The organism is Kitasatospora sp. NPDC032150, assembly GCF_055579945.1.
In genome coordinates this window covers 1-11,131 of record NZ_JBVIMH010000045.1, presented here as the reverse complement: position 1 = coordinate 11,131, position 11,131 = coordinate 1, and the positions used below count along the sequence as shown (strand labels likewise).

The following is an 11,131-nucleotide window of genomic DNA, read 5'->3' as shown; positions in this document are numbered from 1 at the left end:
ATCGGACCGGGGCCAGCCGGCAGGACCTCCGACGCGGCCGACCTTCCTTCGCCCAATGACCACCGGTCTTCCCAACCGTTGCCGGGCGGGCCAGCCGGAGACGGTCCGAGGCCCTGAGACCTTCGGCGCACGGGATGACGCATGAGGAAGCAAGCGATGGAGACCGAGACGTGACCGACCTGAACACCATCTACCAGCCGCATCCGCACATCGGCGGCCGGGTGAACGTGCTGCGTGAGCTCGCGAGCTGGCGGGCCGGGGGCACGGGGGCACCCAAGGCCGTGCTGCTGACGGGTGGTCCGGGAAGCGGACGGACGCACCTGCTCACCGGGTTCCTGATGTTGTGTGACCCGGGCTACCGGGAGCGGATCGACGTGGATGTGCTGGACCCGAGCACAGTGCCGCCCGCCGGGCTGCCTGCGCCGCTGGTGTTCGGCGCTTCCGGGCTGACGGCTGCCCAGCTGTTGTGGGCGGTCGCGGACGAGCTGGGCATGGACGTCAACCGCACCGAGGACGTCTACCGGCTGCTCGCGGATCCGCTGCCCGAGGGCCTGGACACCATCCCGGTCGTCATACCCGACGTGGACCGGGCCGGGGTGCTGCGCGAGCTGGCGGAACCGGCGAAGGTCGCCGCCGAGGTGCTCCGGCCGCTGGCGCTGTCGCCCGGGCTGCGGCTGCTCGCCGACGTGCCGCGTGCCGAGGCGGAGCGGCTGGCGGCCGAGCTGGCCGAGGAGCTGCCCGCCGGGCAGGTGCGGGTGATCGACCTCGATGCGGCACCCTGGACCGACGAGCAGGGGCTCGCGCTGCAGACGGAGATGATGCTGGACGAGGCGCAGGCCGTTCTGGCGCCCGAGCTGGCCCGCCGGGCAGACGGTCCGCTGGTGGTCAGGCTGACGGCGTGGTCGCTGCGGGTCACCCCGGACGCCGGGGCGCCCGCCGTGCCGCCGGCCGGTGTGGGTGACGTGCTCGATCTGCACGCCGAGCGTTGCGGTGTACCGGAGTTGACGCTCCGCCGTCTGCTGGCGCCGCTCGCGCTCGCGGGGGACGGTGCGGCGCTGCCGTTCGACCTGTGGGCGGAGCTCGCCTCCGCGGTCGCGGGCAAGGATCTCGCCACGGATCTGGCGGACGGCCAGATGCTGCTGATGCCGTTCTTCGACCTGGTCGAGAAGGAGGGCGCGCCGCCTGCCGTCACCCTGGTGCACCCGGCGATCGCCGACGAACTGCGCGAGCGCATGGGCGGGACGGTGCGCGAGGCGCAGCGCCGCATCACCACGGCGCTGCTGGCCACCCTGCCAGCCGGCGGTCCGGAGCGCTGGGCGGCCGCCGGAGGGTACGTACGAGAGCGGTTGGTCGGGCACGCCCTTGAGGGTGGGGTCCTGCCGGAACTGCTGGCCGACCCCGGCTTCCTGCTGCACGCCGAGCAGGTGCCGCTGCGGGCGGCGGTCGAGCACCTCGCCGCTGCCGGGGCCGAGTTGCCGACGGCAGCCCGTGCCTGGCTGCGACTGGCGCCGCTGTTCACCCGGACCGAGGCCGGTCCGGTCCTGCGGGCCGCGCTGCTGGAGCACGCCTTCCGCCAGGACGGCCTGGCCGCACCGGAGTTCGGCCTGGAACTGCCGTGGCGGACGCTGTGGGCCAAGCCGCTGCCCGGCGTCACGGCACTCACCGCCGCGCTCACCCCCGAGGGGGCGTCCATGCTCGTCGCCGGCGTGGGGGAGGGGAGCGCCGGACTGGTGGGGTTCGACGCACACACCGGGGACGAGGTCCAGGTGGACGTCGAGCGGATGGTCCGCCCGTCCGACGAACAGCGTGCGGCGGCCGGGCTGATGCTCAGCACCGGTACCGACTACCTGCGGGTCTGGCCGATCGACGGTGAGAGCCCGCTCGCGGTCTTCCTCTCGCCGGGTCCGCTCGGCGGCGCGGACCTCACCCCGGACGGCGTGCTGCTGCTCGCCGACGCCAGGGGCGTCAGCGCGCTGGCGCTCGCAGGGGCGGGGCGGCCTGAGGCGGCTGCCGAGGGCGGCGGGGCGGCGGCCGTCGAGACCGTGGTGTGAACCCACCGATAACCTGAGCTGCATCCGATGGCTTCGAAGGAGAACGACCGCGTGACGACCCGTGAGCAGGCGATCGAGGCGGCGCACCAGTGGATCAACGGTGGGCGGCCCCAGGAGCAGTGGCGCCGTATCGCCGTGCACGAGTTCGACCTCGGCTGGGTGCTGTGGGCCGAGCAGCAGGCGGCGCCGGTCGACTCCGGCTCGGGGGAGCGCCGGGCACCGGCCGAGGTGGGCTCGGCGTGTGCGGTGGTCGACCGGGCCACCGGTGAGCTGACCACCTGGCCGTCGGTGCCGGTGGAGGAGGTCGTACAGCTCTACCGGGACAAGCTCGGCGCGGGCTCGTACGACCCGGCGCGGCCGCCGGTGACCGGGCCCGGTTCGACCGCGGTGCTGACCTACCGGGATGCCCAGGGCGAGGAGCAGTACTTCTTCCAGTCCTCCGCACCCGGTCACCCCCACCCCGACGTGCGCGGCTGGCGCGCGCTGCAGGCGCAGGGGGTGCGGGCGGAGGACGTGCTGGCCGTGCACACCGATCTGCGGCCGTGCGAACTGCCGGGCGGCTACTGCGCGGCGACGCTGCTCGCCGAGCTGCCGGTGGCGTCGTTCTCCTACGCGCAGGACTACGGTCCGCGCTACGACCGGCGGGCGGCCGGGGTGCGGGCGCTGGTGGAGCAGACCGAGAAGGTCTTCCAGGGTGCCGGGCGGCCGGTGCCGCCGCGCCCCAACCGGGTGCCGTTCCCGCGCGGCGTGCAGGCCGCGGAACCCGAGCCGGACGAGGCGCTCGGCGCCCGGCTCGCCGCGCAGTTCGGCCCGGACGGGGTACGGCGGTTCGAGGCGGACGGGGTGGCGCAGAGCCTGCTGCCCGAGGCCGCCGGCCGCACGGTTGCGGTGGCGGGGCTTCCGGTCCGGGTCGAGCACTTCTTCACCGCCCACACCGGCCTGCCGACGGCGGCCGCGCAGCTGGCCGAGTCCGGCCGGGGTGCGCGGGTGTCCGACCGGGCGCGGGCGGTCCTCGCAGAGTACGTGGTGCTGGGCGACGACGGCCACGCGCTGATCGCCGTCCAGTGCGGCGACGGCGGCACCGGTACGGGGGCGGGCGTCGGCCGGGTATGGGCCGTCGACCCGGACAACGGCAGCGGCCGGTACGCCAACGCGGACGTGTCGGCCTACCTCCGCTGCCTGGCCCTGTTCGCCGTCCGCTGGCCCGCGCTGCGCGGGCTCGACCCGTTCGCCGCGGGGGAGGCCGTGGCCGCCCTGCAGCAGGAGCTGGCCGCGATCGACAGGACGGCCTTCAGCGACCCGGAGAACTGGTGGGCGGTCATCGTGGAGCAGCTCTGGGACGGGCTGCTGTAGCGCCGTCCTCCACGGTCACGGTGGTGCCGGCCGCGATCCCGGCGAGGTTCTGGAAGGAGCCCTCAGGCCCGGTTGCCCGGGGCCGTCCCGCTCTCGCGCGTGGCGGCCCCGCTCTCCGACAGCTTCCGGGCACGCTCCTCGGACGCGCGGCGTTCCTCCGGCGTCATCCGCTCGGCGGCGTCACGGATCTGGGAGAGTCGGTCGCCGATGGCGTCGAGGTAGTGGGTGGACCGGACGGCGTCCCGCATGCTCATCCGGCCGCTCAGCACCTCCTTGGCCATCTCCTGCAGCTGAGGGCCGACGGCCGGTGAACCGGCCATGGTCCGCAGGGCCCGGTGGAGCGAGGCCGCCTGCTCGGGGTCGTCGGCGACCTCCAGCAGTTCGTCGTCCGTGATCTCGTACTCCGCACCCATCCCTGGCGGTCCTTCCCCCGGTTCCGCGCCTCGGCCGGCCTCTCGACCCGGCTCCGGCGTTGACCTTCCGATCATAGGCGCGGGAGGCCGGACGGGGCGCGGCCCTGCCGGAGACCGCCTCGGATGACGTGCCCGGAAGCCGTCCCGAGGAGACCGACCCGAGGAAGCTCCCGGGCCCCGGGTTCAGCCGGCCGAGCGGAAGCCGTCCAGGATGCGCTGGGCGGCCAGCGTCGCGGTCAGCGTGCCCTCGCGGACCTGCTGCTCCAACTGCGGTGCGAGGCGGCGCACTTCGGGGTGTTCGCGGAGCTGGGAGAGCAGTTGGTCGTGGACCATCGCCCAGGTCCAGTCGACCTGCTGGTCGCGCCGCTTGGCGGCCAGCGCTCCGGTGGTGTCCATCAGCCGGCGGTGCTGCTGGAGGCGGTCCCAGAGGGTGTCCAGGCCGCTGCCGTCCAGGCCGCTGCAGGTGAGCACCGGTGGGGTCCAGGCCGCGTCCGGCGCCTGGAGCAGGCGCAGGGCGCCCGCCAACTCCCGTGCGGCGGCCCGGGCGTCGCGTTCGTGCGGACCGTCCGCCTTGTTGACGGCGACCAGGTCGGCGAGCTCCAGGACGCCCTTCTTGATGCCCTGCAACTGGTCGCCGGTGCGGGCGAGGGTGAGCAGCAGGAAGGAGTCGACCATGTTCGCCACCGTGGTCTCCGACTGGCCCACGCCGACCGTCTCGACCAGCACCACGTCGTAGCCGGCGGCCTCCATCACCACCATGGACTCGCGGGTGGCCCTGGCCACGCCGCCGAGCGTGCCGGAGGTGGGGGAGGGCCGGACGAAGGCATCGGGATCGGTGGAGAGCTTCTCCATCCGGGTCTTGTCGCCGAGGATGGAGCCGCCGGTGCGGCTGGAGGTCGGGTCGACGGCGAGCACCGCGACCCGGCGGCCCCGGCCGGTGAGCATGGTGCCGAGCGCTTCGATGAAGGTCGACTTGCCGACCCCCGGCACACCGGTGATGCCGACCCGCACCGCGCCGCCGGAGTGCGGCAGCAGATCGACCAGCAGCCGCTGGGCGAGCTCGCGGTGGTCGGGCCGGGTGGACTCGACGAGGGTGATGGCCCGCGCGATCCAGGCGCGCGAGCCGTCGAGCACACCCTGCCGGTACTGGTCGAGGTCGATCGTCCGGGGCGACATCTCTTCAGCGGCTCACAGTTCCTCAGCGGCTCACAGTTCGTGGCCGAGATCGGCGGCGAGCGACTTCAGCAGGTCGTACGCCGCGTCCGGGATCACCGTGCCGGGCGGGAAGACCGCCGCGGCACCGGCCTGGTGGAGGGCGTCGAAGTCCTGCGGCGGAATGACGCCGCCGACCACGATGGTGATGTCCTCCCGGCCGGCCTCGGCGAGTTCGGCGCGCAGCGCCGGCACCAGGGTGAGGTGTCCGGCGGCCAGCGAGGAGACGCCGACGATGTGCACGTCTGCCTCGACCGCCTGACGGGCGACCTCGCCGGGGGTCTGGAACAGCGGGCCGACGTCCACGGTGAAGCCGAGGTCGGCGAAGGCGGTGGCGATCACCTTCTGGCCGCGGTCGTGCCCGTCCTGGCCCATCTTGGCGACCAGGATGCGCGGACGGCGGCCCTCGGCCTCCTCGAACTTCTCGACCAGTTCCCGGGTGCGCTGCACACCCTCCGAAGGTCCTGCCTCGTCTCGGTACACACCGGAGATGGTACGGATCTGGCCGGAGTGCCGTCCGTACACCTTCTCCAGGGCGTCGGAGATCTCGCCGACGGTGGCCTTGGCGCGGGCGGCGTTCACCGCCAGCGCGAGCAGGTTGCCGTCCAGCGAGGAGCCCTGCGGGCCGGCCTCGGCGGCGGCGGTGAGCGCGCGCAGCGCGTCCTGGCAGACGGCCTCGTCGCGCTCGGCCCGCAGCCGGCGGAGCTTGTCGATCTGCTGGGCGCGCACCGAGGAGTTGTCGACCTTGAGCACGTCGATCTGCTCGTCGTTGGCGACCCGGTACTTGTTGACGCCGATCACGGGCTGGCGGCCGGAGTCGATCCGCGCCTGGGTACGGGCGGCGGCCTCCTCCACGCGCAGCTTGGGGATGCCCGCGTCGATCGCCTTGGCCATGCCGCCGGCCGCCTCGACCTCCTGGATGTGCTGCCAGGCACGGCGGGCCAGGTCGTGGGTGAGCTTCTCGACGTAGGCGCTGCCGCCCCAGGGGTCGATCACCCGGCAGGTGCCGGACTCCTGCTGGAGCAGCAGCTGGGTGTTGCGGGCGATCCGGGCGGAGAAGTCGGTCGGCAGGGCGAGGGCCTCGTCCAGGGCGTTGGTGTGCAGCGACTGGGTGTGGCCCTGGGTCGCGGCCATCGCCTCCACGCAGGTGCGGGTGACGTTGTTGAACACGTCCTGCGCGGTGAGCGACCAGCCCGAGGTCTGCGAATGGGTGCGCAGCGACAGCGACTTGGTGTTCTTGGGGTCGAACTGCTTGACCAGCTTCGCCCACAGCAGCCGGGCGGCGCGCAGCTTGGCGATCTCCATGAAGAAGTTCATGCCGATCGCCCAGAAGAACGACAGCCGGGGCGCGAAGGCGTCCACGTCCAGGCCCGCACCGAGTCCGGCCCGCAGGTACTCCACGCCGTCGGCCAGGGTGTAGGCCAGCTCCAGGTCGGCGGTGGCCCCGGCCTCCTGGATGTGGTAGCCGGAGATGGAGATCGAGTTGTAGCGGGGCATCTTCTGCGAGGTGTACGCGAAGATGTCCGAGATGATCCGCATCGACGGCTGCGGCGGGTAGATGTAGGTGTTGCGGACCATGAACTCCTTGAGGATGTCGTTCTGGATGGTCCCCGCCAGCTTCTCGGGCGGCACCCCCTGCTCCTCGGCCGCCACGATGTACAGCGCCAGTACGGGCAGCACTGCGCCGTTCATGGTCATCGACACCGACATCCGGTCCAACGGGATGCCGTCGAAGAGCTGGCGCATGTCGTAGATGGAGTCGATCGCCACACCCGCCATGCCGACGTCGCCGGTCACCCGGGGGTGGTCGCTGTCGTAGCCGCGGTGGGTCGGCAGGTCGAAGGCGACCGAGAGGCCCTTCTGGCCCGCCGCCAGGTTGCGCCGGTAGAAGGCGTTGGACTCCTCGGCGGTGGAGAAGCCCGCGTACTGGCGGATCGTCCAGGGCTGGTTGACGTACATCGTCGGGTACGGGCCGCGCAGGTAGGGCGCGATGCCCGGGTAGGTGCCGAGGAAGTCCAGGCCCGCCAGGTCCTCGGCGGTGTACAGCGGCTTGACGCCGATGCCCTCCGGGGTCTCCCAGACCAGCTCCTCGACGTCCTTGCCGGTGGCCCGCTGCCAGGCGGACCGCCACTGCTCGCCGGTGACCCGGGCGCCGAGCTCCCCGTCCAGCCCGATGGTGGTGAAGTCGGGGATCATCACGCCACTCCGATCTCGTTCAGCAGGGAGGAGAGCAGGGCCACCGCGTCGCAGCCCGCGAAGACGAACTCGTCCACTCCCGCCCGCCGGTACGCCTCGCCCAGCTCGCCCGGACGGCCCGCCAGCAGCACCTTGGCGGCACCGGCCGCCTTCAGCGCCGCGGTGACGGCCTCGGCGTGCTCCTCGTACACCTTGTCGCCGGAGCAGAGGCAGACGACGGTGGCGCCGCTCGCGGCGAAGGCCCCGCCCAGTGCGGCCGGCTCCAGGCCCTCGGCGGTCACGGTCTCGATGCCACCCGCCTGGAACAGGTTGGCCGCGAAGGTCGAGCGGGCCGTGTGTACGGCGGCGGTGCCGAGTGCGGCCAGGAACAGCCGGGGGCGGGCGCCGGTGGCGGCCAGGTGCGCGTCGGAGCGGGCGCGCAGCGCCTCGTACGCCTCCGCGCGGCGGACCCGGGGCAGGCCGCCGCCGAGCGGGGCGGGCGCGGCCTCGCGGACCAGCGGCTGCTCGCCGAGGTTGGGGAACTCGCTGACGCCGGTGACGGGTTCGCGGCGCTTGGCGAGGGCCACCGAGCGCTCGGCCCAGGTCCCGGCGATCCGCTCGCCGACCAGCCCGGCGGTGAGCGCGGCCCGCTGGCCGCCGGCCCGCTCGAGCTCCTGGAAGTGGTCCCAGGCGGCGTGCGCCAGCTCGTCGGCGAGCCGCTCGACGTACCAGGAGCCGCCGGCCGGGTCGACCACCCTGGCCAGGTGGGACTCCTCCAGCAGGATCGACTGGGTGTTGCGGGCGATCCGACGGGCGAAGGCGTCCGGCAGGCCGACGGCCTCGTCGAACGGCAGCACGGTGACGGCGTCCGCGCCGCCGACGCCTGCCGCCAGGCAGGCGACCGTGGTGCGCAGCATGTTCACCCACGGGTCGCGCTCGGTCATCATCACGCTGGAGGTCACCGCGTGCTGGCGCTGGGCGGCGGCCTCGGGGGTGATCCCGGAGACCTGGGCCACCCGGGCCCAGAGCCGGCGGGCGGCGCGGAACTTGGCGATGGTCAGGAACTGGTCCTCGGTGGCCGCGTAGCGGAACTCCAACTGCCCGGCGGCCGCGTCCGCGGTGAGTCCGGCGGTGGTCAGTTCGCGCAGGTAGGCGACGCCGGTGGCCAGTGCGCAGCCGAGCTCCTGGGCGGCCGAGGCGCCGGCGTCGTGGTAGGCGAGTGCGTCGACGGTGAGCGCGCGGACGCCGGGGTACGTGGCCTCGCACTCTGTGGCGAGAGCGGCGGCGTCGGCGAGCAGTGCGTCGGTGCGGGAGTCGTCACCGGTGCGGGCGAGCAGGCCCAGCGGGTCGGCGCCCAGGCTGCCCGAGGCGGCCTCGGCGGGTACCCCGTTCTCCGCGAGCAGGGCGAAGAACTGCTCGGCGGCGGCCCGGAATTCGGCGCCTGCGTCGAGGGCCACCGAGGCGAGGTCCAGATAGACGCCCCGCAGCGCGGCTGGCAGCGCGGAGATGGGCAGCCCGGCCTCGCCGAGCACCAGCCAGAGCGAGGTGACGCCGTTCTCCAGGTCCGCGAGCACCGCCTCGTTCGACCGTGCGGCGTCCGGGTCGGCGTGGCGCTGCCGGACGTCCCACCCGGAGAGGGCCGAGCCCTGCGGGCGGCCCCCGCGGACGAAGGGCGGGAAGCCCGGGAACCCGGGGTCGGCCGGGGCGTCCTCGGCGGTGTACAGCGGACGGGCGCGCAGGCCGTCCTGGAGCCGGGTGGTGAGGGCGTCCTCGGCCTGTGCGCCGGCCGCGTCCTGCGCACCCGACTTGCGGAGAACGCCTTCGACCAGGCGCTGCCACTGCTCTCGGGTCGCGTCCGGGAACTCGGCGGCCAGAGGGAGCCCTTCGGGCGGGACCGTCGTCATGAGGGCAGGTTAGTGCCCGTCAACGGGACGGCATCAGCCCCCTGGAGTGTGACCTTTCCCTCTCTGCACCCCAGGCCCCGTGGAGTGCCGCGGAGCCCGATCGCGGCTGGTCGCGGAACTGCCGGAACCCGCCCGGCCGGTGGCCTCGCAAGCGTGCAGCACGGCGGCCGGTGCCCCCGGTCGGGCAGCGCGCGAAGCGTGGGGGCCGGGCGGCAGTCGGGGGCGGCTAGGGGTGGCGGAACGCCGGGGCAGGTGGTCTTGTGGCCGGTGACCGGCATCAGCCCGACCGTGCTCGCGATGTCGGCTTGCCCGACGGCCGGCTCCGCGAGGTCGGCCGCGATCAGCCGGCTGATCAGGTCGTCGCCGGGCGTGCGCTCCTCGGCGGTGGCCAACTGGGCGATGTACCGGTCGAGTTCGCGGTGTGCCAGGCCACGGTACATCCGAGATCGAGGCCGAAGTGGGTCCGCCTCGAAGCCCTACTGGAAGCCGCCGTCCCGGTCGCCTCGATCGACGACCAGCACTTCCGGGTGGGCCTCCGCCTCTGCACCTGATCGCCGGACGGGCCCCGACCACGGAACCGGCCCCGAACCGGGCAAGGCCACCGCCGACGAACTCCTCGACGTCCGGACGGCGAACTCGGCGCCTTCGACTGAACCGTACGACCGGGCCCGTTCCGGGCGGGACTTGCTACTCAGCGCGTGCGGGCACGGAGAAATGCGCTTTGCACGCGGGCAGGAACATCAGCACGGCCGCGCCGACGGCCAGCGCGGTGGGGACGCCCTGCCTCATGATCGACCAGTCGAGGCCGTTCATGCCCGTGTCGGCGAGGAGGGAGAGCGAACCGACCGCCCCGAGGACGGCGAGCATGATGCGGGCCCAGTTCCGGCCCTGACGCATTCTGAGCGCGAAGAACAGCCACAGTGCGTCGGTCAGCAGCAGGAACCCGGCAGAAAGGGCGAGTTGCAGGGTCGCCCCCTGAGTTCCCAGCGTGCTGCGCAATTCGTCAAATCCGCTGGTAGGGATGACGAACGCGTCGAGTAGCCAGGTGGCGGCCTCGACGGCCATCGCGGCGAGCGAGATCCTGAAGGCTGTTCGCACTTCCCTCGGGCACCATCCGGCCCGGCCCGCGTCTTTGCTGATCACCCGTTCTCCTCGTTCAGTGGAATGGCAGCGGACTCCCGGTCGGGAAACCGCCCGGCCACAGCGGCGGTGTCCCGACCGGGAAACGGGAGCGGGACCGAGATCTCCGTGGCCCTGCCACCCGCAACCCGTCACGCCATGCAGGTTGGTGCTTCTCTCCAGACACAGACGATCAACTCGGTCACCGGGTTGCACGTTTGCGGTGACAAGGCCGACTCCGCCGGCTCAAGGAGAGATCGGCCGAACACCCGATCGTTGACACCGTTCCGGACCTCCGTTCGGGCTGTCCGCGTGCGCCGGGCCGTGACAGTACGATGCCGCCGCCGGTCTTCGCCGGGCCTCGGACAGCCCCAACGGCTCAGCGCGCAGGACGGGCCCGCGGTTCCTGGTACGCCCCGGGAACTCGACGTTTGCCTGGGAGCTTTGATGCGGGTAGTGTTCTCTAGTCGCTCGGCAGGGAGCACCGGACACGCATCGGCGCGGACGGTCCCGGGGCGGCCAATCCTCTGAAACACCACTTCTTCTGTTCGGGCTGGGTCGTGTCTTGTCGCGGCTCGGTGTGAATTGTTGTGTGTTTTTCTGGATTGCGGCCGGGATTCGCTTTGTGGAGCGGGGATCGGCTAGGGTTTGAAACGTCGGACGGGCCGTCAGGTCGGGTCCGGCGAAAAGCCTCCTGAAAGCCGGGAAGCGCGAAAGACGGGTCAGAGGGATCTGATAGAGTCGGAAGCGCCGAAAGGCCGAAGGAAAGCGAATCGGATGAGCGAGGCTCCGGAAAACGGAGCGGAAAACATCTGATAAGCTGGAAACACGAAAGAACGAAGCGCCCGGAGGGTCCGCTGGAAGGCGGCCTGAAGGAAGCGTCCGTTCCTTGAGAACTCAACAG

8 protein-coding genes are annotated in these 11,131 nt (G+C 72.6%); 3 read left to right on the top strand and 5 right to left on the bottom strand.

What is annotated here, in order from left to right:
- The first annotated feature begins 170 nt into the window (after positions 1 to 170).
- On the top strand, positions 171 to 2,051 hold the full coding sequence (locus ACZ5ON_RS32555) for an ATP-binding protein (RefSeq protein ID WP_465600214.1): 1,881 nt from the start codon (positions 171 to 173) through the stop codon (positions 2,049 to 2,051).
- A 51-nt stretch (positions 2,052 to 2,102) separates the two neighbouring features.
- On the top strand, positions 2,103 to 3,404 hold the full coding sequence (locus ACZ5ON_RS32550; protein ID WP_465600211.1) for an SUKH-4 family immunity protein: 1,302 nt from the start codon (positions 2,103 to 2,105) through the stop codon (positions 3,402 to 3,404).
- A 62-nt stretch (positions 3,405 to 3,466) separates the two neighbouring features.
- Here the strand turns inward: ACZ5ON_RS32550 and ACZ5ON_RS32545 are convergent, their stop codons facing one another.
- The 4 genes from ACZ5ON_RS32545 to mutA all read right to left on the bottom strand — a co-directional run bounded on the left by ACZ5ON_RS32545 (position 3,467) and on the right by mutA (position 9,108).
- Positions 3,467 to 3,817, bottom strand: a complete 351-nt coding sequence (locus tag ACZ5ON_RS32545; RefSeq protein WP_465600208.1) for a hypothetical protein — start codon at positions 3,815 to 3,817, stop codon at positions 3,467 to 3,469.
- Positions 3,818 to 4,000: 183 nt separating this feature from the next.
- Complete coding sequence (gene meaB / locus ACZ5ON_RS32540) at positions 4,001 to 4,993, bottom strand: methylmalonyl Co-A mutase-associated GTPase MeaB (protein WP_465600206.1); 993 nt, start codon at positions 4,991 to 4,993, stop codon at positions 4,001 to 4,003.
- A gap of 30 nt (positions 4,994 to 5,023) precedes the next feature.
- Entirely contained in the window at positions 5,024 to 7,225 is a 2,202-nt protein-coding gene (gene scpA, locus ACZ5ON_RS32535) for a methylmalonyl-CoA mutase (RefSeq protein ID WP_465600203.1), read from the bottom strand.
- On the bottom strand, positions 7,225 to 9,108 hold the full coding sequence (gene mutA / locus ACZ5ON_RS32530) for a methylmalonyl-CoA mutase small subunit (protein WP_465600200.1): 1,884 nt from the start codon (positions 9,106 to 9,108) through the stop codon (positions 7,225 to 7,227). The genes scpA and mutA overlap by 1 nt, the downstream gene beginning before the upstream one ends.
- Before the next feature lie 305 nt (positions 9,109 to 9,413).
- Here mutA and ACZ5ON_RS32525 point away from each other — a divergent pair, with 305 nt between their 5' ends.
- Positions 9,414 to 9,659: a hypothetical protein gene (locus ACZ5ON_RS32525; RefSeq protein ID WP_465600198.1), complete on the top strand. Its 246-nt coding sequence runs from the start codon at positions 9,414 to 9,416 to the stop codon at positions 9,657 to 9,659.
- A 136-nt stretch (positions 9,660 to 9,795) separates the two neighbouring features.
- Here ACZ5ON_RS32525 and ACZ5ON_RS32520 read toward each other — a convergent pair whose 3' ends face one another.
- Complete coding sequence (locus ACZ5ON_RS32520; RefSeq protein WP_465600195.1) at positions 9,796 to 10,251, bottom strand: hypothetical protein; 456 nt, start codon at positions 10,249 to 10,251, stop codon at positions 9,796 to 9,798.
- Positions 10,252 to 11,131: the final 880 nt, after the last annotated feature.

Bases quoted from the DNA above. Each gene is read 5' to 3' on its own strand.
- ACZ5ON_RS32545 (WP_465600208.1), bottom strand. From the start codon at position 3,817: ATGGGTGCGGAGTACGAGATCACGGACGACGAACTGCTGGAGGTCGCC.
- meaB (WP_465600206.1), bottom strand. From the start codon at position 4,993: ATGTCGCCCCGGACGATCGACCTCGACCAGTACCGGCAGGGTGTGCTC.
- scpA (WP_465600203.1), bottom strand. From the start codon at position 7,225: ATGATCCCCGACTTCACCACCATCGGGCTGGACGGGGAGCTCGGCGCC.
- mutA (WP_465600200.1), bottom strand. From the start codon at position 9,108: ATGACGACGGTCCCGCCCGAAGGGCTCCCTCTGGCCGCCGAGTTCCCG.